The 23,410-nt window shown below is 70.7% G+C and carries 16 protein-coding genes and 2 tRNA genes; 12 read left to right on the forward strand and 6 right to left on the reverse strand.

What is annotated here, in order from left to right; all coding sequences use genetic code 11:
* Nucleotides 1-12: 12 nt before the first annotated feature.
* From gyrA to ACFC09_RS09710, 3 genes are all read left to right on the forward strand, one after another.
* Nucleotides 13-2,610 (forward strand): DNA gyrase subunit A, encoded by a 2,598-nt coding sequence (gene gyrA, locus ACFC09_RS09700; protein WP_376525406.1) that lies wholly within the window; start codon nt 13-15, stop codon nt 2,608-2,610.
* Between the two features lie 20 nt (nt 2,611-2,630).
* Complete coding sequence (locus ACFC09_RS09705) at nt 2,631-3,464, forward strand: DUF3566 domain-containing protein (RefSeq protein ID WP_376525407.1); 834 nt, start codon at nt 2,631-2,633, stop codon at nt 3,462-3,464.
* A gap of 211 nt (nt 3,465-3,675) precedes the next feature.
* A tRNA-Ile gene (locus ACFC09_RS09710) sits at nt 3,676-3,752 on the forward strand.
* 140 nt (nt 3,753-3,892) lie between these two features.
* Here ACFC09_RS09710 and ACFC09_RS09715 read toward each other — a convergent pair.
* Both ACFC09_RS09715 and ACFC09_RS09720 read right to left on the reverse strand, forming a co-directional pair.
* Nucleotides 3,893-4,429 (reverse strand): hypothetical protein, encoded by a 537-nt coding sequence (locus ACFC09_RS09715; RefSeq protein ID WP_376525408.1) that lies wholly within the window; start codon nt 4,427-4,429, stop codon nt 3,893-3,895.
* A 275-nt stretch (nt 4,430-4,704) separates the two neighbouring features.
* On the reverse strand, nt 4,705-6,000 hold the full coding sequence (locus ACFC09_RS09720) for an MFS transporter (protein ID WP_376525409.1): 1,296 nt from the start codon (nt 5,998-6,000) through the stop codon (nt 4,705-4,707).
* Between the two features lie 1,296 nt (nt 6,001-7,296).
* Between ACFC09_RS09720 and ACFC09_RS09725 the strand changes: the two genes are divergently transcribed.
* On the forward strand, nt 7,297-7,851 hold the full coding sequence (locus tag ACFC09_RS09725) for a hypothetical protein (protein WP_376525410.1): 555 nt from the start codon (nt 7,297-7,299) through the stop codon (nt 7,849-7,851).
* Nucleotides 7,852-8,031: 180 nt separating this feature from the next.
* Complete coding sequence (locus ACFC09_RS09730; protein ID WP_376525411.1) at nt 8,032-8,220, forward strand: ferredoxin; 189 nt, start codon at nt 8,032-8,034, stop codon at nt 8,218-8,220.
* Nucleotides 8,221-8,735: 515 nt separating this feature from the next.
* On the opposite strand, the gene ACFC09_RS09735 is transcribed toward ACFC09_RS09730, so the two are convergent.
* Nucleotides 8,736-9,074 (reverse strand): DUF6344 domain-containing protein, encoded by a 339-nt coding sequence (locus tag ACFC09_RS09735; RefSeq protein ID WP_376525412.1) that lies wholly within the window; start codon nt 9,072-9,074, stop codon nt 8,736-8,738.
* A gap of 348 nt (nt 9,075-9,422) precedes the next feature.
* Here ACFC09_RS09735 and ACFC09_RS09740 point away from each other — a divergent pair, with 348 nt between their 5' ends.
* Both ACFC09_RS09740 and ACFC09_RS09745 read left to right on the forward strand, forming a co-directional pair.
* Entirely contained in the window at nt 9,423-9,551 is a 129-nt protein-coding gene (locus ACFC09_RS09740; RefSeq protein WP_003999697.1) for a DLW-39 family protein, read from the forward strand.
* A 627-nt stretch (nt 9,552-10,178) separates the two neighbouring features.
* Nucleotides 10,179-11,585: a hypothetical protein gene (locus tag ACFC09_RS09745; protein ID WP_376525413.1), complete on the forward strand. Its 1,407-nt coding sequence runs from the start codon at nt 10,179-10,181 to the stop codon at nt 11,583-11,585.
* A gap of 144 nt (nt 11,586-11,729) precedes the next feature.
* On the opposite strand, the gene ACFC09_RS09750 is transcribed toward ACFC09_RS09745, so the two are convergent.
* Together ACFC09_RS09750 and ACFC09_RS09755 are read right to left on the reverse strand one after the other, a co-directional pair.
* The gene (locus tag ACFC09_RS09750) at nt 11,730-13,628 is read right to left on the reverse strand and encodes a protein kinase (RefSeq protein ID WP_376525414.1); all 1,899 of its coding nucleotides are present in this window, start codon (nt 13,626-13,628) and stop codon (nt 11,730-11,732) included.
* A 149-nt stretch (nt 13,629-13,777) separates the two neighbouring features.
* Nucleotides 13,778-14,326 carry a helix-turn-helix domain-containing protein gene (locus ACFC09_RS09755; protein WP_376525415.1) on the reverse strand — a complete coding sequence of 183 codons (549 nt, stop codon included), beginning with the start codon at nt 14,324-14,326 and terminating at the stop codon, nt 13,778-13,780.
* 183 nt (nt 14,327-14,509) lie between these two features.
* On the opposite strand from ACFC09_RS09755, the gene ACFC09_RS09760 reads away from it, so the two are divergent.
* Nucleotides 14,510-14,582: transfer RNA gene (locus tag ACFC09_RS09760), tRNA-Ala, on the forward strand.
* A gap of 625 nt (nt 14,583-15,207) precedes the next feature.
* Here ACFC09_RS09760 and ACFC09_RS09765 read toward each other — a convergent pair.
* On the reverse strand, nt 15,208-16,695 hold the full coding sequence (locus tag ACFC09_RS09765; RefSeq protein WP_376525416.1) for a serine/threonine-protein kinase: 1,488 nt from the start codon (nt 16,693-16,695) through the stop codon (nt 15,208-15,210).
* 340 nt (nt 16,696-17,035) lie between these two features.
* Between ACFC09_RS09765 and ACFC09_RS09770 the strand changes: the two genes are divergently transcribed.
* The 4 genes from ACFC09_RS09770 (at nt 17,036) to ACFC09_RS09785 (ending at nt 23,279) form a co-directional block, all read left to right on the forward strand.
* Complete coding sequence (locus tag ACFC09_RS09770; RefSeq protein ID WP_376525417.1) at nt 17,036-18,283, forward strand: hypothetical protein; 1,248 nt, start codon at nt 17,036-17,038, stop codon at nt 18,281-18,283.
* 148 nt (nt 18,284-18,431) lie between these two features.
* Nucleotides 18,432-19,424 carry a PP2C family protein-serine/threonine phosphatase gene (locus tag ACFC09_RS09775; protein WP_376525631.1) on the forward strand — a complete coding sequence of 331 codons (993 nt, stop codon included), beginning with the start codon at nt 18,432-18,434 and terminating at the stop codon, nt 19,422-19,424.
* 642 nt (nt 19,425-20,066) lie between these two features.
* On the forward strand, nt 20,067-21,785 hold the full coding sequence (locus ACFC09_RS09780) for an ABC transporter permease (RefSeq protein WP_376525633.1): 1,719 nt from the start codon (nt 20,067-20,069) through the stop codon (nt 21,783-21,785).
* A gap of 30 nt (nt 21,786-21,815) precedes the next feature.
* Nucleotides 21,816-23,279 (forward strand): nitrate/sulfonate/bicarbonate ABC transporter ATP-binding protein, encoded by a 1,464-nt coding sequence (locus tag ACFC09_RS09785; RefSeq protein WP_376525418.1) that lies wholly within the window; start codon nt 21,816-21,818, stop codon nt 23,277-23,279.
* Nucleotides 23,280-23,410: the final 131 nt, after the last annotated feature.

Below are 23,410 nucleotides of genomic sequence, written 5' to 3' on the forward strand. Positions count from 1 at the left end.
TCTTCACCAGCAATGGCCGACGAGAACACTCCAGTCACGCCCGAGGCAGAGGGCGGCGACACCACCATGCGCATCGAGCCCGTCGGGCTCGAAACGGAGATGCAGCGTTCGTATCTGGACTACGCGATGTCCGTCATCGTCTCGCGTGCGCTGCCCGATGTCCGGGACGGTCTCAAGCCCGTCCACCGCCGGGTGCTGTACGCCATGTACGACGGCGGGTACCGGCCCGAGCGCGGCTTCTACAAGTGCGCCCGCGTCGTCGGCGACGTCATGGGCAACTACCACCCGCACGGCGACAGCTCGATCTACGACGCGCTGGTGCGACTGGCCCAGCCGTGGGCGATGCGGATGCCGCTCGTCGACTCCAACGGCAACTTCGGCTCTCCGGGCAACGACCCGGCGGCCGCCATGCGCTACACCGAGTGCAAGATGGCGCCGCTGTCGATGGAGATGGTCCGGGACATCGACGAGGACACCGTCGACTTCACGGACAACTACGACGGCCGCTCGCAGGAGCCGACCGTCCTGCCCGCCCGGTTCCCGAACCTGCTGATCAACGGCTCGGCGGGCATCGCGGTCGGCATGGCGACCAACATCCCGCCGCACAACCTGCGCGAGGTCGCGGCGGGCGCCCAGTGGTGCCTGGAAAACCCGGACGCCTCGCACGAGGAGCTGCTCGACGCCCTCATCGAGCGCATCAAGGGCCCGGACTTCCCGACCGGCGCGCTGGTGGTGGGCCGCAAGGGCATCGAGGAGGCGTACCGCACCGGCCGTGGCTCGATCACCATGCGCGCGGTCGTCGAGGTCGAGGAGATCCAGAACCGGCAGTGCCTGGTGGTCACCGAACTGCCCTACCAGGTCAACCCGGACAATCTCGCGCAGAAGATCGCCGACCTGGTGAAGGACGGCAAGGTCGGCGGGATCGCCGACGTCCGTGACGAGACGTCCTCGCGCACCGGCCAGCGCCTGGTGATCGTCCTCAAGCGGGACGCGGTCGCCAAGGTCGTCCTGAACAACCTGTACAAGCACACCGACCTCCAGACGAACTTCGGCGCCAACATGCTGGCGCTGGTCGACGGGGTGCCCCGCACCCTGTCCCTGGACGCGTTCATCCGGCACTGGGTGACGCACCAGATCGAGGTCGTCGTCCGCCGTACGCGCTTCCGGCTGCGCAAGGCCGAGGAGCGGGCGCACATCCTGCGCGGTCTGCTCAAGGCCCTGGACGCCATCGACGAGGTCATCGCGCTGATCAGGGGCAGTGCGACCGTCGAGGTGGCGCGCACGGGCCTGATGGGCCTGCTGGAGATCGACGAGATCCAGGCGAACGCCATCCTGGAGATGCAGCTGCGCCGACTGGCCGCCCTGGAGCGCCAGAAGATCGTCCAGGAGCACGACGAACTCCAGGCGAAGATCAACGAGTACAACGAGATCCTCGCCTCGCCGGTCCGTCAGCGCGGCATCGTCAGCGAGGAGCTGGCCGCGATCGTCGAGAAGTACGGTGACGACCGCAAGACCATGCTGGTGCCCTACGACGGCGACATGTCCATCGAGGACCTGATCGCCGAGGAGGACATCGTCGTCACCGTCAGCCGCGGCGGCTATGTGAAGCGGACGAAGACGGACGACTACCGGGCACAGAAGCGCGGCGGCAAGGGCGTACGCGGCACGAAGCTGAAGGAAGACGACATCGTCGACCACTTCTTCGTCTCGACCACCCATCACTGGCTGCTGTTCTTCACCAACAAGGGCCGGGTCTACCGGGCCAAGGCGTACGAGCTGCCGGACGCCGGCCGGGACGCGCGCGGCCAGCACGTGGCGAACCTGCTGGCCTTCCAGCCGGACGAGGCGATCGCCGAGATCCTGGCGATCCGCGACTACGAGGCCGCGCCGTACCTGGTCCTGGCCACCAAGGCGGGCCTGGTCAAGAAGACGCCTCTGAAGGATTACGATTCGCCGCGTTCCGGTGGTGTCATCGCGATCAACCTGCGCGAGCGGGAGGACGGTTCCGATGACGAACTGATCGGAGCCGAACTGGTCTCGGCGGACGACGATCTGGTCCTGATCAGCAAGAAGGCGCAGTCGATCAGGTTCACCGCCTCGGACGAGACGCTGCGGCCGATGGGCCGGGCGACCTCGGGTGTCAAGGGGATGAGTTTCCGCGAGGGCGACGAGCTTCTCTCGATGAATGTCGTTCGACCCGGTACGTTCGTGTTCACTGCCACGGACGGCGGGTACGCGAAGCGGACCGCCGTCGACGAGTACCGCGTCCAGGGCCGCGGCGGCCTGGGGATCAAGGCCGCCAAGATCGTGGAGGACCGCGGCTCGCTCGTCGGCGCGCTGATCGTCGAGGAGAGTGACGAAATCCTCGCCATCACCCTGTCCGGCGGTGTGATTCGTACGCGAGTCAACGAGGTCAGGGAGACGGGCCGTGACACCATGGGCGTCCAACTGATCAACCTGGGCAAGCGCGATGCCGTCGTCGGTATCGCACGTAACGCCGAGGCGGGGCGCGAGGCGGAGGAAGTCGACGGCGACGTGGCCGTGGACGAGACCGCCGAGGACGCCGCGGCCACCGGCACGGACGAGGGTGAGGCATCCTCGGCCGAGTAGCACGAGGAGTGTGTGTCATCGTGAGCGGAGCCACGGGCGCCGGTTCGGTCGGTACCTCGACCGGGACCGATTCCGGTACGGGAACGGACGACGGCGGCCGTGGCTCTGCCGCGAACCCCGGGAACGCCGGGAACGCCGGGAACGCCATGGACCCTATGAACACGGTGGATCCGCACACGACCAATCTCAAGCCGGTCAAGTCGCCCGCGACCGACCCGCACTCGCCCGATACTCATGGATCCCAGGGGGGAACTGTGACGGACACCCGAGGCCCGCACACCCAGCATTACGGCGCTGGGGTGGGCCCGGCCACCCCCGGTGCCCAGCCCCCGGCAGGTGAGGCGCAGGGCGCCTCACCGCTGCCCGGTGAGCGGCAGCAGCAGCCCACCGGGCCCTACCACCCGCCGCAGGCGTACTCGGCGCAGACCTCCTCCTCGACGGGGTCCACGCGCCGGCCGCGCACCGGCGCACGGACCACGCCGCGCACCCGCAAGGCGCGCCTGCGCGTGGCCAAGGCGGACCCGTGGTCGGTGATGAAGGTCAGCTTCCTGCTCTCGATCGCGCTCGGCATCTGCACGATCGTCGCCTCGGCGGTGCTGTGGATGGTCCTGGACGCGATGGGCGTCTTCTCGACGGTCGGCGGCACCATCTCCGAGGCGACCGGCTCGAACGAGGGGAACGGCTTTGACCTGCAGTCCTTCCTGTCGCTGCCGAAGGTCCTGACGTTCACGGCGATCATCGCGGTCATCGACGTCGTCCTGGCGACGGCACTGGCCACGCTGGGCGCGTTCATCTACAACCTGTCCGCGGGCTTCGTCGGCGGCGTCGAGTTGACGCTCGCCGAGGACGAGTGACGGGTTGTTCCTGGAGCGCGTGAGGGGTCGCCCGGGGCGAGTGGCGGGCCGCCTGTCACGCGTGACGTGCCGCCCGGGAACGCGTGAGGTACCACGTCATGGCGATGCCAAACCTCTGCCGTGCGGCCTGCGACAACCGATTTTGGGACTGCCCCGGTCGTGCGCTAATCTTCAGGAGTCAGCGCGCGGGACACGTACCGCAGAGCGCGGCGGGGCTATAGCTCAGTTGGTTAGAGCGCATCCCTGATAAGGATGAGGCCACAGGTTCAAATCCTGTTAGCCCCACCAACGAGAAGACCCCCAACCGGGACCGGTTGGGGGTCTTCGGCATCTACGGCTGACATCAAGCGACTCGCCCAGGAGGTGCCCGGGAAGGAGGGCGCCCAGACGGTTCCCGGGAACACAACGGCGCGGCGGCACGCAGCGCATCACATGAACCGGAGCAGCAATACCAGGGCAATCGGTGCGAGGAACACAGCGCGCACCACGCGCCACCGGACGACCTCGCGCATGACGAGTGCCAGGAACGCGAGTGAGTACGGAGCCGCCAGCGGAACCGCCGAGATCAAGCCTACGGTCGGCGACACGTGATGATCGAAGACCAGGATCGCCCTCAGTGCGACCCACCCGGCCGTCCCCGCCATGAGTACCTGGACCGTGAGCAACCAGTGCCGAGCGCCACCCGTATTCGCGGGGGACTCGGCAATCGTTTCGCGGACGATCATGACGCCCGTCCATGCGAAGAGCGTTGCGACAGCCAGGATGACAAGCAGCCCGATGGCGGCGAGCCCGCCGTCACCGAGGATCGAGTCCGGGTGCCAGAACATCTCGACGAAGATCCAGGCAGGAACACCCAAAATGATGCCTGCCGCCCATGTGGAGACGATCTCCTTGCCGAGACGGTCCGACCACCACTCTTGCAGAGCCCGTTCCCACAGCAAGATCTTGCGCAGGCTCTCGCCCATACGTCCGTCCTCCCCTGACCGCTCGGCATCCTAGGGTGACCTCCGAGAGCGTGGCGTATGCAGGGTGTGCATCTGCCGGGAGCCGGGAGGCACGTCAGGTGGGGGCGCGGTGGGCGCCGCAGCGGTCGATCGCCTTGCTATGACACCTCGTCGGACGGCCGATGGATTCCTGTGATCCGTCGGCCGTCCGCGGTTTTCGGCTCGTTGCCTTGCTGCCGCTGCGTGATGCGTGCGCGGTGTCCCTGTTTCAGCGGTGCCCTTGTCCAGCGGTGCCCTCATGCGGAGGGTTCGGGGAGGTCGGTGCCCGGTGCGGCCGGGGCGGTGGCCGGTTCGGGGGTGGGGCCGGGCGCGGTGGAGGTGAGGCCGCGGACCTGGGGGGAGAGGAGGGCCGCGGCTGTGGCCAGGGCGATGAGGGTGGCACAGGCGGCCAACGCGGGTCTGGTGCCGGTGAGGTCCGCCGCGGGGCCGGCCACGAGGAGGCCGAGCGGGGCGAAGGCCAGGGAGCCGAACCAGTCGTAGGAGCTGACGCGGGACAGGGCCGCTTCGGGGATCTCGCGCTGGACGGTGGTGGACCACAGCACGGCGAAGACGTCGGAGGAGACCCCCGAGCAGAACATGGCCGTCGCCGTCAGCCAGACCGGGGCCGACGCGGCGAGCAGGGCGGTCGGCACGGCGGCCGGGAAGGTGGCCACCACCGCCACGAGGACCGGTCGCCGCACCCGGACGCGGGTGGCAAGTCCGGCCCCGGCGATGGTGCCGAGCGCCTGGGCGGCGACGATGATCGACCAGGCGCGGGCCCCGCCCAGGTCCTCCTCGGCGATCAGGGGGCCCAGCACGCCGGCGTTGGCGTTCAGCGCGGCGACCACGACCGCGTACTGGGCGACGACCACCCACAGCCACTGCCGGGAGGAGAACTCGCGCCAGCCCTCCCGCAGGTCGTCCCAGCCCGAGGACGTCTTCGCCGGGCGGCCCGGCACGCGCAGGCGGGCGGTGAGGGCGGCGCTGACGACGAAGGACGCGGCGTTCAGGGCGAGTGCCCAGCCGGCTCCGATCCAGGCGACGGTGAGCCCGGACAGGGCGAGTCCCAGAAGCAGGGAGATGTTGGTGCCCACCCGGAGCAGTCCGTTGGCCTGCTGGAGCCGCTCGGCGGGCACGACCAGCGGCACCATGCCGTCCATGGCGGGGGAGAACAGGGCGGTCGCGGTGCCGGCCACCACCGCCAGCGCGCACATGAGGGCGAGGGGCGCGTGGCCGGACAGGGCCAGGGCGGCGAGGCCCGCGTAGGCGGCGGCGCCGACGAGGTCGGCCAGGACCATCAACCGCGCGCGTGACATCCGGTCCGCGAGCACCCCGCCGACCAGGATGAACACCAGTTGCGGCAGTGCCTGGCAGGCCAGGACCAGCGACAGCCGTGCGGGTGTCGCCCCGGGCAGGGCCAGCACGGCGAAACCGAGCGCCACGCGGGCGAAGCCGTTGCCGAGCACCGAGATGACACGGGCCGAGGCGAGCAGCAGGAACTGGTGGGATCGCTGGTCGTGCGGGTGGCCGGAGTACGGGATGGAGGACGTCACGGCGTCGCACTGTAGGACGGGGGTGCGGGCGGTGTTCGGCGAACCGGCCAACATCCGGCAGGACAGGAAAACGCTCGACCGCTGGCGACGGGGGATGCACCAGCGGTCGAGCTATGGCCAAGGGTAACAAGGCCGGTCGGGCCGTGGGGGCCAACTGCCGATCGGTGACCGGGAGTTGTGATCTGGATCACGGGGTGGGGTGTGTCGTCACGGTTCGGCCGTGCCCGGAGGGACGGGTGTGTGCCACTGGCTGTTCGGGGGGACCGGCGGCCCAACGACGTCGTCCGCTGAGTCGTCGTCCGCTGAGCGTCGTCGGCCGCCCAGCGCTGTCGACCATTGAGCGTCCCGCGGCCGAGCCGTGTCGTCGTCGCTGCCGGCGCCGCCCGGCGTTCTGCCGTCGATGGTGCGACCGGACCACCCGTCAGTTCCGCGCCGCGGAGCTGGTCGACGAGGGCTTCCACGCCTCGGGGATCAGCACCTGGAGCACCGCGGCGAGGGCGCCGAACCGCGCCGGTACGTTCTTGGTCCGCCGCCAGTCGTTGATGGAGAACTCACTCCTTGCGGCTGACCTGCGGCTGAACTGCGGCTATGTCCGGGGGTGGACACCGGACTCCCGTTGCGATGCGCCGCAGATGGCAGGATCGCGATACAGTAGCCGACCGGTTACTCGTTGTCCGGACAGGTCAGCACCCCAGAGCTTCGGAGAACAGCTCATGGCGCCGTATGTTCTCGGCCACCTTCGGCCCAAGTCGTCGCACGGCGGCGCGGGTCCGGCCGTGCGGATCTGGCAGGACGCGCAAGCCCGACCGTAAGCCCGGACGTGACGCGGTGAGCCCGATATCCCGACCGCAGGCCCGAGAGGCGCGTGACCCTCGCCGCTTCCGGCGGCTGTCGCGCTGACCACCGGGCTCCCGATCCTCCGATCCGCGTCGATCCTGTCGGCTCGGCGCGGATCGATGCCGCCCGCAGCGTCCGGCACTGGTCCCCGCGTGGGGAGGGACCAGTGCCGGACGGCGGGGTTCCGGCGGCCATGGGTGGCCGAAACCCGCAGGCGCGCCGCAAGTCGTACGCCGTCGCGTACGCCTCTACGTTCATACGCCTCTATGCCGTACGGGGGCGTACGCCCCTACGCCCGTGTACCTCTACGTCGTCAGGCCCTGAGCGCTCCTGCCTCACCCTGTGAATCTGACGATCCGTCAGTTATGGTCGGCCGTCAGGGATGCCTCCGAAAGGGTGAGCACGGTGGAATCACGTCTCCAGAGCCCGGAGCCTTCGGGTACCCCTCGCTGGGTTGCGATGTTCTACGAGCCGGCCTCGGCGGCATGGCGGATCGGCGCCGAGTCGCCGCATCGTTCCCCGGTGCTGTACGCGGTGGGCGAGATGACTCAGACCGTACGCGCGCGTGGCGGCGAACCGGTCGTCGCCCTGTGGGGGCCGCGGGACGGCGCGTGGCACCGGGCCGAACGCTCCGCGGCGCCCCCCGGGGCCGTGCCGTCTCCCGTCCTGACGGGGCCGTCGCCCGCCGAGCCCGTCGACCGCGCCGGTTCCCCGGACCCAGCCGCCCTCGCGCACCCCGCACCTGCTGCCGCCGGTGCCGGTGCCGGTGCCGCTGCCGGTGCCGCTGCCGACGACGTCGGCGAGGCGAGCGAGCGGGTGGAGCCGCAGAGCAAGCTCGCGGAACGGATGGACGACCGGCGGCATCAGGTGCTCATGGCGGGACTGGGCAAGGCGGGCCTCTACGACCTGGCGCAGGACGATCTCACCGCCGTACAGACCCTCGTCGACCGACTGGACGAGACCACCCTGCGCAGGGTCGCCCACTGGCTCGCGACGGCCGGCGGCGAGGGCTGAGCGCTCCGCTGGTAGTGCCGCGATGTGGCAGTGCCGCGACGTGCCGTCGTTCGTCTGCGGCCAAGTTCGATTCGCGGGGCCGTTGGGAGGGCAGTGACGTCGCTGTAGGTCAGGTCCCTTGGTCCGCATCGCCGGTCGTACCCGATCGAGGGGCGATGCCCGCTCGCGACTGGAGTGCGCATGACGGTCTCCATCGACCGCAACCTCTGTTACGGCTCCGGCGAGTGCGCCCACCGGGTGCCGTCCGTCTTCGCCTTCGAGGACGGATACGGCGTCGTACGCCCCGGTCGCGAGGGCGGCGAAGACGAGGCGCTCGTGCGGGACGCGGCCGAGCGGTGCCCCTCCCAGGCGATCAGCGTCACCGAGTAGCGACGATACGCAGTGCGGTGGGGGAGGCTTCGGGCAGTCCCCGGGAGAGAGACCCTGGGCAATCCTGTGGTGGAGACCCTGGTGACGCTCGGCCGCCGGTGTGTGTCGGCCGCGCCGGGTTCGTCCGGCAAAGCGTTTCCTGTGGCCCGGGGCTGAATCCGTATCTGTCGGCCGGGGAAAGCGGGCATGCGAAGGCCCCGGCCGGGGGGAGACCGGGGGCTTCTGGCGATGTGAAGCTGTACGCAATTCGCCTTTGAAAGGTGTTGCTCGCTACGTCGTTACGTCGCTGCGTTGCTACCGGTTACGTTGCGGCATCACGGTGTTGCTGCATTGCTGCGTTGCGTTGTTGCTCTGTAGCGGAGGCACGCTGTCCCGCGGCCCTTGCCGTTCCGCCGTCCCGGGTGTCCGGGCGCTGCGTCACGACGGCACTGCGTCTTTCGTGTTCCTGCCGCTGCATTACGTCATCACGCGTATTTCTTGATCACGCGTACTTCTTGCGGTGGAGGGGCCCCGGTTCAGCAGGTGAGCGGCGCGTCGGCTTCCGCTTCGGTCGGGGCGTTCGCTGACGTGTCTTCGAGGGGGCGGTGGCGGCAACTCGGGGACTTGCCGTGGGCCTCGGCGCCGATCCGTTGCTTCATCGTGGGGGGCAGCGTGCCGGCCCGGGCCCCGGATCTGGACCAGGAGAACTGGGCCGTCGGCGCTGCCGGCGCGGGTGCGGCGCTCTTGAGCGGAGCTTCGATCTGCGGTGCGGCCGCGGCGGTGGCGGCGGTGCCGAGTCCGAGCGCCGTGCACAGCGCGAGGAAGGCGGTGACGATGGCGGTCCACAGCTTCATGACCGTGGTGGTGCGGGCCATGACCCCTCACTTTCAGGTTGGGCGATTTGCGTACTTTCCTCATGATGTGTATGAGCGTCGCAAAGTGGTGGACCTGGGCCCGTGGCGCGTCGATGTTCAGATGAACACCACTCGAATGGGCTCAGATCAGAAGAAAAGCTCCTAGATAGGGATGTGGATGGATGAAAGAGGAGCAAAGTGACGCTGTGTGGAAGGATGATCACTCTGCGGTGAAGGTGCCGCCGACCTGGTCTATTGCGGTCTTGAGGGCGGGAGTTGGGACCCGGCTCAGGTCACCGACCGATATCGGTCGGTGTGTATAGTCGGGCGGCAGAGGTCCCCTACGTCAAGGAAAGACGAGGTCGCGCGGTGAAGAAGCTTCTCCTGGTCGCACTGGCCGCCATCGGCGGGCTCCTCGTGTACCGCCAGATCCAGGCGGATCGCGCCGAGCAGGATCTGTGGACGGAGGCGACTGACTCCGTGCCCACGGGTTCGTGAACAAAGACACCAGAAACTGAATCGGACCCCGGCCGCCCCTGCGGTCGGGGTTTTGTGTTGCCTGGACGCCGATGACGGGGTAGGGGCCTCCCACGCGCGGGGCGTTTCGGACGGCCGCACGGATCGGCGGGATGACCCGGGTGTGCGTTGGGCAGGATGGGCCACGGTCCATACGGGCGGTGTGGCGGGGCGGCGGAGACAGCTCTCCTGGCGGTTCGTCGGTCGCGAGCGGCGTAGGACGGCGTGCGCCGCGGCGACGTGTGGCGTACGGGGCGTGTGATGCGTGTGGTGCGTTTGCGTGGTACGCGTGGTGCGTGACGGCATGCGGTGTACGCCGGTGTGTGGTGGGCGGCGCCGTGCGGCGTACGACAACCTGTCGTGCGCGGCGCCGTGTGGTGTACGACGGCGTGCGGTGCGTGACGACGTGCGGTATCCGGCTTCCCGCTGTATAGGCGTCCCGTCGACGGACGGATGTGCGTCCCGGCGGCCGGGCGAACTGTGGGACACGACGAGGGGTGGCGCGGAATGGGGCGGCGTACGGCGTGGTGGTGGCCCGGACGAACCCGGTGGCGCCGTCGGGCGCCCGGCTCCGCCGTGCGTGGTGCGGCGGCGGCCGGGACGTTGGCCGTGCTGTGTGCTGTTGCGCTGCTGCCGGGTGCGTCGGCCGTGGCCGCGACCGCGTCGGCGGGCGTGGGCTCGGACTCGGGCCTGGGCTCGGCGACCGGGGATTCCCCGGGGTACGCCTTCACGCCCGGCGCCCGTACCGTCGCCGGAGCGGAGAGCACCACGGACGCGGCGCGGCTGGAACCGGGCGAAACCTACCGGAGTTCCCTCGCGGGGAACCGCAAGCTCTACTACCGCCTGGAACTCCAGGCGCCGACGACCGCGTACGTCCCCGTGACCGCCATACCCCCCGCCCGTGCCGCCGTCTCGGCCAGCGACGGCATCAGGGTGTCGGTGCAGGACGCCAACGGCGGTTCCTGCTCCTACGCTTCGGCGCGCTTCGGTGCCGGCCTGAGCCCCCGGCCGGTCACGGCACTGGGGATGCGCGAGGCCGGCAAGACCCTGTGCCAGGGGGCGGGTACGTACTACGTGCTGGTCGAACGCCTGGAAACACCCGACGCGTCCGGCTCGGGTGACGCGTCCGCCTCGGGTGACGCGTCCGCCTCGGGTGGCGCGTCCGGCTCGGGTTCAGGATCCGGCTCGGGTTCAGGATCCGGCTCGGGTTCAGGATCGGGCTCCGATTCGGGTTCCGGCTCCGGGGCCTGGGACCTGGAGTTGGCGCCGGTGGCCGAGCCGGGCCTGACGCGGTCCGGGAGCACGAGCGCACCCGAGGTGTGGGACTCCGCTTCGCCCGAGCCGGTCACCGGTGAGCCCCGGCGGCGGACCGGCGGAGCGGGCTTCGCCACGGCGCGGGCATTGGAGCAGGGGGTGTGGCAGACCGACCTGCGGCCCGGACAGACCCTCTTCTACAAGGTGCCGGTCGACTGGGGCCAGCAGGTGCACGCCACCGCCGACCTCGGCAGCACGGCAGGGTCGGGTGGCTATGTCAGCGGCGCCCTCGACCTGACGCTCCACAACCCCGTACGCGGCTACGTCGACGACGCGGCCCTCAGTTACAACGGCAGCCAGCAGGAAGCCGCCCTCGATCCCCTGCCGCCCGTCGAGTACCGCAACCGGTACGCCGTGCCCGACGAGGTGAACTCCATGCGCTTCGCCGGCTCGTACTACCTCGTCGTGCACCTCAGCGAGGGGATGGCCGACACGTTCGGCCAGGGGCCCTTCGGGGTGACATTGCGCGTGCGTCTCAGCGGTACTCCGCACGCCGCCCCCGGGTACGCCGGGCAGCCCGAGCCGCGGGACGTCTTCGACGTCACGGCCCAGGACCGGGAGGCGGCCGTGACCGGGCGGAGCGACGGCGGGGGGAACACCGCGATGCGGGCGCTCGCGACCGGTGGCATCGGCATGGGAAGCGCGCTGCTGCTGGTGCTCGGGGTGTGGACGGTGGCCGCCCGGCGCCGGACCGGCTCCTAGACGCGGTCCGTCGCCGGGGACGAGTGTCGCTGCTCAGATGCTGACCGGCGCCAAGATGCTGACCGGCGCCAAGATGCTGACCGGTGCCAAGACGATGACCGGTGCCAAGACGATGACCGGCGCTCGCCCCTCGCCGCTCGCCGCTCAGACGCGGGTCAGGGCCCAAAAACCCACGGCGTAGCAGGCCAGCGCGAGAAGGAGGATCGGTATCGCGGCCTTCGCCGGAGGGCCGGGACGGCGGGCGCGGCGAGCGTGGCGCGTGGCGCGGCGCGGCGCGGGTGCCGGAGATTCCGGCGGGGGCACGTGATCCGGCACGGGTACGTGAGATTCCGGCGCGGAATGCGGAACCCGCGGGCTCTGAGCGGTGTACGAAACAGTAGGGGCGTCAACGCGGCGCGGCTGTTCTGGCGGCAGAGCCTGAGCGGGGTTCCACGGGGTCTGCGGACGGGGGGAGGAAAGGGCATGGGGGGAGACGTAGGGGGAGGGGGAGGCCGAGGAGTGTCCGGGATTGGGCACGGTCACCGTTGGCGGTTGTGCTTGCGCGGGGTGCTGGGGTTGCGGCTGCGCGCTCTGGTGATCGGCCTGGTGGTCGATGTGGTGGTCGATGTGGTGGTCGATGTGGTGGTCGACGTGTTGGCCGGCCTGCTGCGGCAGCGGGACGTAGGGCTGGGCGGCCGGTGGCGGCGGCGATTGCGTGCTGTGCGGCCGGGTGGGCTGCGGAGGCGGCAGATGGAAGCTCCCGGTGTCCGACATACCGGCCGACTGCGGACCGGTGTCCTCACGCGGATCGACGGTTGCGGGGGCTTCCGGAGAGCCGGGTGCGGAGCCCGTGCCGTCGGGCCCGGTCCGACCCGAGACACGGGGCGGGTCCTGTGTGGGGTGGTCGTGCACCGAAGCGGACATGTCCTGCACGCCGAACGGGTCACCGCCCAGACCGGCACCGGAGACCGCTGCACCGGAGATGGCGGAACTGGAGATGGCGGAACTGGAGAAAGAGACACCAGAGACCTCGGCTCCGGCCGTCCAGCCCCCCTCGCTGGCCGTCCAGCCCCCCTCGCCGGCAGTCCAGGCTCCGGACGCGCCGCCCGGCGCGGCCGGTCCCGGCTGCCCGGGGCGGGTTCCGGTATCCCCCGCCGCCTCGACGTCCACGCCCGATGCGGGCTTGAGGGGGCCCTCGGGCCCGAAACCGGGAGGAAGTGGGCCAAGTTGGTCGAAGATCTCGATCAACTCGTCGTCGGGGCCGGGCTCCGGCAGGAGTGCCATGGCCGAGACGAGCGCCTTGCGGGCACCCGTCGCGGTGCGGAAACGCGCCACCGGATCCGGTTGCAGCAGCGTCGACACCACCTGCCAGAGCGGCTCGGGGACGCCCTTGGGCGCACCTGGCGTCCCGCGCTCGGCGAAGTACTGGACCAGGGCCTTCGCATCGGGCTTGGCGCCCTCCAGCAGATACAGCGCGACCAGGCCCGCGGCGAACAGGTCGGCGGGAAAGTCGGGTTCCGCGCCCAGCATCTGCTCGGGCGCGAGATAGCCCGGCGTTCCCACCACGAGGTTGGTCTCGGTCAGGCGCGGTTCGCCGAGCCGCATGGCGATGCCGAAGTCCGACAGGCGCAGCCGTGGACGGCCGGTTCCGGTGGCTTCCAGCAGGATGTTGGCGGGCTTGATGTCGCGGTGCACGACACCTTCCTCGTGCACCGCGGCGAGCCCGGACAGGAGTTGGTCGAGCAGGGTGCAGACGACGGCCGGCGGCAGCGGGCCGTAGTCGCCGACCAGGTGGACGAGCGAGCCGCCGGCGACGAGGTCCATGGTGAACAGGACCTTGTCGTCGTCGGCGGCCCAACTGGCCGGAGCGAGGACATGGGGGTGATCGATCCGCAGGGCCTGTTCCCGTACGAACCGCAGGAGGGAGTGGGCATCGCGTTGCTGAAGCACCTTGGCGGCGACATAGCGGCGGCGACGGTGGTCCCAGGCACGCCAGACGGCGCCGACGCCTCCGTGTCCGATCGGGTCGGCCAGCTCGTACCGGCCGGCGAAGACCTCACCCATGGCTGTCCGTCGCTCCTCCCCCTGCGGTTCCCCCTTGCCCCTCTTGCTTCCCCCGAGATGAGTGATACGACCCCTTGTCGTGCCCTCAGGCACTCCCCCGCTGCGTCGGCCCGTCCGTCGGACCCCCTCCGATGGACGGACCGGGGGAGTCAGCTCTGGTGGGACTGGTAGTGCGCGACGGCGTCGGAGGTGCGGCCCGCGCCGTACACCCGGAGGAACTCTGCTAGTTCGGGGTGGCTCGGGGCGAGGGAGTCGGCGGCCTCGATGATGTCCCCCGCGGCGGCCACCGAGCGCAGCAGCGACTGGATCTCGCGGACCACCCGCTTGACCGTCGGCGCGCCCGAAACGCTCGTCGTCTGTGTGGTGTTGCTGAGCATGGAGCCCCCCTGCGACTTCTTGATCTCCTCCATGCGGTCGGTCGCCTCGGCCGCACTGACACTGCCGTCCGCGACCTGCGCCGCCAGGTCCTGCAGCAGCTGTACCCGCTGGACCACAGCGGGATTGCCGATCTTGGCGCGCTGGCCGCTCATCAGCTGTGACAGCATCGGAGCGGACAGCCCCAGTACCGCCGCGAGGCGGGCCTGATTGAGTCCGAGATCGTCTATGAGCTTTCGAAAGAGCGCCCCCAACGGCTCTCCGTACCAGTTCCGCTGCAGCTCCCGCGCTCTAGCGGTGGCTTCCTGCTGTGCGGCGTCCATTTCGCGTCTCCCCATCGCTTCCCCAAGAAACGTGGTTCGCTGTAGCGAACCACGCCGAGCATCTTACGGAGCGTGGTCGTTTCCAGGGACCCCCATCTTTTTTGCGAGATCCCGGGGGTGACCCGGTACTCTGGTCTGCGGCGCCGACCCGAGCGTGATGCTCGTGACGGACGTCTTTCACCAGGGGCCTTAGCTCAGTTGGTAGAGCGCTGTCTTTGCATGGCAGATGTCAGGGGTTCGACTCCCCTAGGCTCCACCGCAGGTCAGGTGCCCTCCGAGGATGAATCTCGGAGGGCACTTCCTTGATCAGGAACCGCGCAGGGCCCCACAACCCCGAACGATCATGGTTCGCCCGTCGCCTGCCGGGGGCGTGATCAATGCGCTCGTCGTCCTGGAGTTCAGACGGGACGAAGGTGGCGTAACTCCCACTCTCGCGCCAGCCGCAGGCTCGTCGTTCCTGCGGCTCCCGGATGGGGAGACCCCGGCCCGCAGGCGGCGATTTCCTCCGCGTGACTCGGCGGGGGCCGTCCGTACGAACGCAGACCGCCCCACCCCGGCCAGGGGATGGGGCGGCTGCTCTGACCGAGCCACCCAGCAACAGACCCAGAGGTCCAGTAAAGGACCCAAAGGTCAAGCAACAGACCCAAAGACTCAGGAATATCGGCAGAGTGCACACAACGGATACAAAGGTGCAGCAATAGAACTCAAGGTCACATAACAGGTATTTAGAGCCTTTTGTCGAGGACGGGGTGCATGAGAACGACCCCGGTCGGCTCGTCGGTCGGGCTCCTCGGGTCGGGACGGGCGCGTCGGCCGGGTGGCTGGTGACACTGCTGGACCGGCCACGAAGGCGCGGTGGCGCGCGGTGTTTCCCGGCCGGGTCAATCGTTGTCGTCGTCGGCCTCGTCGTCCTGCTGCTGGGGGTGGTTCTTCCCGGAGTCGTTCGCGGTGCCGACCGGGGCCTGGTCCGCGGACGGCGGACCGGTGGACCCGGCCGTGGAACCGGTGGAGGGCGACGGGTCGGGTCCGGAGGTCTCCGCCGAGCCGGAGCCGGCCGAGAACAAGGCCATGCCGATCAGCAGCGCGGCCAGGAAAAGCACCGCCGCGGCGATGGCACCGACCAGCCTGGGGCTGCGGGTGACGAGGAGCCGCAGTGCGGGGCGACGACTGCGGCCCCGGCGGGGCAGGGCGGCGTGGGCGCTGGAGTTCGGCAGCGCGTAGGTGGTCGCGGGGCCCGGTTCGGCGGATGTGTGCGGGGCCGTCGTCCCGCCGCCGACCGGTCCGAGCGCGCCCGCGCCCGGATGTCCGACCGGACCGCCCCCCGCTCGGCCGCCGCGACCACCGTCCGCTCGGCCGCCCCGGTTGCCCCGGGTGCCCGGACCGCCGCCGGTCCGCCCGGCCGTGACGGCGCCCGACCTCCCGCCCGATCCGGCGGCCGTGTGCCGGGCCGCTGCCTGGGATGCCGGACCGGCGGTGGCAGAGCCGGGTCCGGGGCCGCCCGGTCCGGCTGCGCGCCTGCCGGACTGCCGGGGCTCGGCGGGCGGGAGCGGTTCGCGGTGCCCACGCCAGGAGTCGACGCCGAACCAGTCGGCGACCTGGGCTGCGGTGGGGCGTGCTTCGGGCTGCTTGGCGAGCATGCCGAGCAGGTAGTTCTCCAGCGCGGGCGGCATGTCGACGCCGTACTGCCGGGGCGGGGTGGGCGCGGTGTCGAGGTGGTGGTGGAGGATGGCGACCGCCGTGTCCGCCTCGAAGGGCGGTCGGCCGGTGAGGAGTTGGTAGAGCACACAGCCCAGGGAGTACACGTCGGACGGCGGCCCGGCGTTGCGGCCCAGGGCGCGTTCGGGGGCCAGGTACAGGCTGGTGCCGACGATCTGGCCGGTCGCGGTGAGGCCGCCCGCCGGGTCGTCCATGAAGCGGGCGATGCCGAAGTCGCCGATCTTGAGGGAGCCGTCGGCGGCGAGCAGCAGGTTCCCGGGCTTGATGTCGCGGTGCACGATCCCCTGCTGGTGCGCGGCGGCCAGGCCGGCCGCCGCCTCGGCCGCGATGCGGGCCACCCGCTCCGGGGGCAGCGAACCCGCACTGGCCAGCACGCGCGCGAGGCTGTCACCCTCGACCAGTTCCATCACCAGGAACAGCCGGTCCTCATGAGCGCCAAAGTCCAGGACCCCCACCACATGGGGGTGGTCGAGCCGGCCCGCGGTCTGCGCCTCCAGCCGGAATCGGGCGGTGGCGGTGGCGTCGGAGCCCTGGGCCAGCAGGAACTTGATCGCCACATCTCTGTCGAGCGTCTCGTCCCGTGCCTGCCAGACCTCACCCATCGCTCCGCGCCCGAGGGTGGTCTGCGGCCGATACCGGCCCGCTATCAGCACCTGTCCTTCATCCTCACGCCGTGGGCCAACTCCTGTCGCCGCAGGCCAACACTCTGTGCGTGGGGCGGTGTTGGTGGGGGTGCCGCAGCGGGCTCAGCCTACTTGCCGGTGCGGGGCGTCCGATCCCGGCTCCGTCCCGCGGGGGCACCCGGGGCGGGCCGCGGGGCTTCCGGCTCCGTCCTGGCGGGCACTACGGGCATCGCTCGGTCGTTCGATAGAGACCGGGTGCTGTCCGATCGTACGGTACGGACGATCTATACGATGGCGTCTGGAATGGGTGACCGGGGGTCATTACGGGTGGGGGCGAACCGATCATGACGTACCGCGGGCTCTCGTGGGCGTGAGCGGGGCCGGGCACGGGCGGCCGCGGGACCTGCTGCTGCACGCGGCGAGGTTCGTGGGTCGTACGCTGCGCGGCGAGTGGCAGGGGATCGTCGTCGATCCGCTGCGGCAGCTTCGGCGGCGCGGGCCGGCCGGGCTCTCGCTGGCGTTCGTGGCGGCGTTCGGGGTCATCTTCTTCCACGACCTGGCCCAGCGGCCGACGGGTGCGCTGGTGGTGTCGCGGGTGGGCGGGGTCACCGCCGATCTGCCGCTGTGGCTCGCCCTGCTGCGTACGCCGGTTTCCCTCTACGTACCCGCCCTCGATCTGCCGGTCTGGGCTGGTATCACCCAGTTGTTCCTGGCGTTCGCGCTGGCCGAACTCGCCCTGGGCCGGGCCCGTACGCTCGCGGTGGCGTACGCGGCCACGCTGGCCGGCACCCTGTCGGTACGGGTGATGATCGCGCTCGGGCCGGGCTGGTGGGGGCTGGGGCTGCCGCCCGAGGTCGGGCAGGTCCTGGACACCGGGCCGTCCGCCGCGGTGGTGGGCCTGTTCACCTACCTCTCCGTCGTCCGGCGCGCTCCGGTGGTGTTCACCCTCACCGGCGGGTCGATGGTGTGGGAGTCGATCGAAGTACCCAACCTGGCCGGCCGTGAGCATCTGATCGCGGTGGCCGTCGCGATCGTCCTCGGCGTCCTGCACGGTCACCGGCCACAGTGGCTCGGCCGCCGGTTCCCGCTGCGGCCGGAGGGGGAAGCGCCGCGTGTCCCTCTCCGGCTCCCCCGATGGCCGGAGCGGCTCGGTCTTCGTGTCCCCGGCCGCTCCCACGCCCCCGAGGTTCCCTCTCTCGCGCCCGCCCGCTCCCCGAGCCCTTCCCAGGTGCCCCCACCCGGCCCCAACTCGAATCCACCCGCCACCCCTGCGCCCCTGCCGGAAGCCGACGCGCCCCCGGCCCATTCCCCCGCACGCCCGCCACGGCCCCCAGAGCCCCTACCGGCCCTGGCCCCGGCCGCTTCGCCAGGATCTCCGCAAGCTCCCGGATCCACCGGATCCACCGGATCCACCGGATCCACCGGATCCACCGGATCCACCGGATCCACCGGATCCACCGGATCCACCGGATCCACCGGATCTCCAGGGTCTCCCGGATCTCCGAGAACTCGGGAATCTCCTAATTCTCCGGAATCTCCCGGATCACTGAAATCATCGGAACATCCTGGATCTCCCGATTCCATGGGTGAAGGGCGCTGCGGGCCGGTCCTGCACTGAGCCGCGCGCTCTGGAGGCCGATGCAGGGGTCTGCCACGATGATCCTGTTCGGCGGCAAGCGTGGAGGGGGAGGCGCCCGGTGCCGGAGAAGGACGAGACCGCGCGGAGCCCCCGTCGCACGGTGCTGGCCGCGCTGCCCTTCGCGACGATGGCGGCGGTCGCCGTCGCCGACCTCACCACCAGCCCGTCCCTGGGATTTCTGCCGCTGGTCGCGGTGGGACCCGCGTTCGCGCCACTCGTCGGCGGCCGGCGGCGCACCGCCGGCATCGGGCTGCTGGCGCTGCTGCTCTCCGCGGGTCTCAGTTGGTACAACGACGTGATCGACGCGCAGCGCAGCTACATGGCCCTCGCCGCGGTCCTCGGGGTCACCGTGGCGGGGCTGGTGGCCGTGTCCATGCGGGAGCGGCGGGAGGCGGAACTGGACAGCTTCCGGTCGATCGCGGAGGCGGCCCAGCGGGTGCTGCTCAAACCGGTGCCGCGGCTCGCCGGACGGCTGCGCGCCGCGGTCGCCTACATGTCCGCCGTCGCCGAGGCCCGTATCGGCGGCGATCTGTACGAGGTGGTCGCCTTCCCCGGCGGGGTTCGGGTGATCGTCGGGGACGTCCAGGGCAAGGGGCTTGAGGCGGTGGAGACGGCTGCCGTGGTTCTGGGCGCGTTCCGCGAGGCCGCGCCGGACGAAGTGGATCTGGCCCGGGTGGGCGGGCGGTTGGAGCGGGCCGTGGACCGGCAGCTGGACGGTGAGAAGTTCGTCACCGCGATCCTGGCCGAGGTGAGCGACGAGCGCGTCACCTTCCTCAACTTCGGGCACCCCGCACCCCTGCTGATCCGCGCCGAGGGCACGGTGGACCTGCCCGAACCGGCCGCGTACGCGCTGCCGCTGGGCCTGGGCGCGCACGGCGGGGAGCCGCCGGAGCCCTTCGACGCGGACTTCTTCCCCGGGGACCAACTGCTGCTGTACACCGACGGGGTGACCGAGGCGCGGGACGCCGACGGGCGTTTCTACCCGCTGCCGGAGCGCGCCCACCTGCTGAAGGAGCGGGACGCGGAGGCCGCCCTGGAGATTCTGCGCCAGGACCTGCTCCAGCACGTCAGCGGCCCGCTCCAGGACGATGCCGCGATGCTCCTGCTGCGCTACCGATGACCCTGCCGCAGTCCGGGCGCGGTGGCAGATGCCGCTCCGACCTTGCTATTTGCGTGTGGACGCAACAAGGGGCACACTCAGGGGGTCGGGTCCCGTCACGGGCGCCGCGCCGCGGAGAGCTGTGCGCCGTACGGCATGAGCCGTGAGCTGGGCGGCATGAGCCGTACGTCACGTGGCGTGCGTCGTACTTCGTGCGCTCTGCTTCACGCGGCGTGCTTCACGCGCCGTGCGCCGCGCTTCGTGTGGCGTACGGCGAATGTCGTCCTCGTGCGCCGTCGGGACGGAGTCGCATCACGGATCGGAGGCAGTCATGGGTGCAGACCCTCCCAGTCCGCGCTGCCTCCGGGGCACGGGCTGACGTTCGCGGGGGCTGCGCGGACGTGCGGCCCCCGACGTCCGGCCGGGGCGGTGTCTCGATGAGGCCGTGGTGACCGTCGGCTCAGCACCTTCCCACTTGCCCGAATTTTCCCATATCTCCCTTCATTTATCTGTGGTGCCCATGCTGCCCGGGTGAGCCCGGCCCGGTCTCGGCGTGCCTGCCGTGGCCGGGCCGGGCGAGTGCGTCCAGGGTGGGGGGCGGAGGTCCTCGTGATGCCGATCCGTACGGACACCGAGCGCGCCGACGCGGTGGCTCGCACACCCATGGCGGCGCGGCTGCTGCCCCGGGGCCTGTCCCAGTTCTCCTGGGTCGACGCCGCGGTCGCCGCGGCCGTCCTGGTGGTGCTGTACGTGGTGCTGCGGGTGGGACACGGCACCACGGTCGCCTTCAACACCCACCAGAACGCCAACGTCGACACCGATCCCGCCCGGCTGCCGTACGACGCCGCCCGCTCGCTGCTGCGGATGTTCGCCGCGCTCGCGCTGTCGGTCGCGTTCACCTTCGGTTACGCGTACGCCGCGGCCAAGAGCAGGAGGCTGGAGCGGATCCTCATCCCCACGCTCGACATCCTCCAGTCCGTTCCGGTGCTGGGCTTCCTGACCGTGGCCGTGACCGGCTTCATCGCCCTGTTCCCCGGCTCCGTGCTGGGCCTGGAGTTCGCCTCCGTCTTCGCGATCTTCACCTCGCAGGCGTGGAACATGACGTTCGGCTTCTACTACTCCCTCACCGCCCTCCCACGTGAACTCGACGAGCTGTCACGGTCGTTCCGCTTCACCCGGTGGATGCGGTTCTGGAGGGTCGAACTGCCCGCCGGCATGATCGGCCTGGTCTGGAACGGCATGATGAGCTTCGGCGGCGGCTGGTTCTTCCTGGTGGCCTCCGAGGCGATCAGCGTCAACAACCAGCGGTACGCGCTGCCCGGCGTCGGTTCGTACGCCGGCGCCGCGATCACCCGTGGCGACCTGGGCCGGGTCGGCTGGGCCATCCTCACCATGGCCGTCATGGTCATCGGCGTGAACTTCCTGTTCTGGCGGCCGCTGACGGCGTGGGCGGAGAAGTTCAAGAACGAGCAGTCCGAGGCGAGCGAGATCCAGCGCTCGGCGGTGCTGGACTTCCTGCGGCGCTCGCACTGGCCCCGACTGTTCGGCCGGGTGCTGGGTCCGGTGGGCCGGGGCCTCGGGCAGGCGGGCCGGATCTTCGGCCGGGACGACCGGCCGCTCACGGTGGACCGCACCCGGCAGCGCACCGGTGACCTCGTCTTCGCCCTCGTCGCGGGCGGACTGATCCTGTGGGGCCTGGCCGACCTGGGCCGCTACCTCCACGACCGCACCGGCCTCGGCGTGTTCGGCGAGCCGCTGCTGGTGGGCCTGGCAACGCTCGCCCGCGTGGTGGTGCTGGTCGCGGTGGCGACGGTGATCTGGGTGCCGATCGGCGTGAAGATCGGGTTCTCGCCCCGGCTCACCCGCATCGCCCAGCCGGTCGTCCAGGTCCTCGCGTCCTTCCCCGCCAACTTCCTCTTCCCGCTGGCGGTGTGGTTCTTCCTGCGGACCGGACTGTCCATCGACCTCGGCGGCACCTTGCTGATGGCCCTGGGCGCCCAGTGGTACATCCTCTTCAACAGCATCGCGGGCGCCATGGCCATCCCGACCGACCTGCGGGAGGCCATGGACGACCTCGGCGTCCGCGGCTGGCAGCGATGGCGGCGGCTGATCGTGCCGGGCATCTTCCCGGCGTACGTCACCGGCGGCATCACCGCGTCCGGCGGTGCCTGGAACGCCTCGATCGTCTCCGAGGTCGTCACCTTCGGCGGCACCACGCTCACCGCGACCGGCCTGGGCGCGTACATCGCACGGGCCACCGGGCACGGCGACTACCCGCGGTTGATCGCCGGGGTGGCCGTGATGAGCCTCTACGTCGTCGCCCTCAACCGCCTGCTGTGGCGGCGCCTGTACCGGCTGGCCGAGAGCCGCTACTCCCTCTGAACGCCCAGACCTTCCCGCATTGGAGACGCCATGGTGCTGAACACCCTCCGCAACCTGCGTGCGGGCCGGCAGGCCCGAACCTCCCTCGCCCACCTCCCCGCCGACCGCCCCCGGCCCGCCGACGGCGAGCTGCTGCTGGAGACCGTCGGCCTGACCAAGTCGTACGCCGGAGCCGACGGCGAGCTGCCCGTCCTGTCCGGCATCGACCTCCGGGTCCGGGCGGGCGAGGTGGTCGCCCTGCTGGGCAAGTCGGGCTCGGGCAAGTCCACGCTGCTGCGCTGCCTGGCCGGACTGCTGCCGGTCAGTTCCGGCACCGTCGCCTACCGGGGCACACCGCTGACCGGGGCCAACCCGGGTACGGCGATGGTCTTCCAGACCTTCGCGCTGCTGCCGTGGCTGACCGTGCAGCAGAACGTCGAACTCGGCCTGGAGGCCAAGGGGGTGCCCGCCGCCGAGCGCGCCGACGCGGCCGTGCAGGCGATCGACCTGATCGGCCTCGACGGTTTCGAGTCCGCCTACCCCAAGGAGCTGTCCGGCGGCATGCGCCAGCGGGTCGGCTTCGCGCGGGCCCTGGTCGTCGAGCCGGACGTGCTGATGATGGACGAGCCGTTCTCCGCCCTCGACGTGCTGACCGCCGAGAACCTGCGCGGCGAGCTGATGGAGCTGTGGGAGTCGGGCCGGTTCCCCACCCGGGCCATCGTGCTGGTCACCCACAACATCGAGGAGGCGGTGCTGATGGCCGACCGGATCGTGGTGCTGGGCGCGCGGCCCTACGGCACGATCCGCGAGGTCTTCGAGGTCGGTCTCGACCGCCCCCGGGACCGGGACTCGGCCGCCTTCGACGAGCTGATCGACCGTGTCTACCGCACCATGACCGGCCGGCAGAAGGAAGGCCGCGTCCCCGGCCGGCACGAGCCGGTCGAACTGGAGAAACGCACTCCCGGCAACACCCCGCTGCCGTCGGCGAGCGTGGACGGTCTGTCCGGTCTCGCGGAGATGGTGCTGCATCGCGGCGGCCGCTGCGACCTCGCGGACCTCGCGGACGACCTCGGACTGGCGGTGGACGACCTGCTGCCCCAGGTCGACGCGCTCGACCTGCTCGGCTTCACCAGCCTCAGCGGCGACGACCTGCTGCTGACGCCGGTCGGCACCGAGTTCGCGAGCGCGGACGTGCAGGGGTCGAAGAAGATCTTCGCCGCGGCCGTCCGGCGGGCCCCGCTGGTCGGGCTGATCACCAACAGCCTGCGGTCCAACGCCGAGGGAACCCTGCGCGCCGGGTTCTTCCGCGACCTCCTGGCCCACCACTTCACCGCCGAGCAGGTCACCCGGCAGCTGGACACGGCCACCGACTGGGGCCGCTACGCCGAGCTGTACTCCTACGACGCGGAACCGGAGGAGTACCACCTCGACGAGAACGGCGACATCGGAGAGCCCGATGATCCCGACGACCCCGATGAGATCCGGCCGCCGACCGCTGCCTCGGCTCCGCGGTGACCGGCCTGGCGAAGCGACGGGCCGGTACGGGTGGAGCGGGCGGCGGTCAGGCCCTGAGCGGGACGCCGGGTGTGAGTGGGGTGCCGGGACCGGGAGGGGGCAGGTCGGAAGAGGGTGCCGGGACCGGGTGG

The organism is Streptomyces sp. NPDC056161, from assembly GCF_042268025.1.
In the GTDB taxonomy this organism is placed as follows: Bacteria; Actinomycetota; Actinomycetes; order Streptomycetales; family Streptomycetaceae; genus Streptomyces.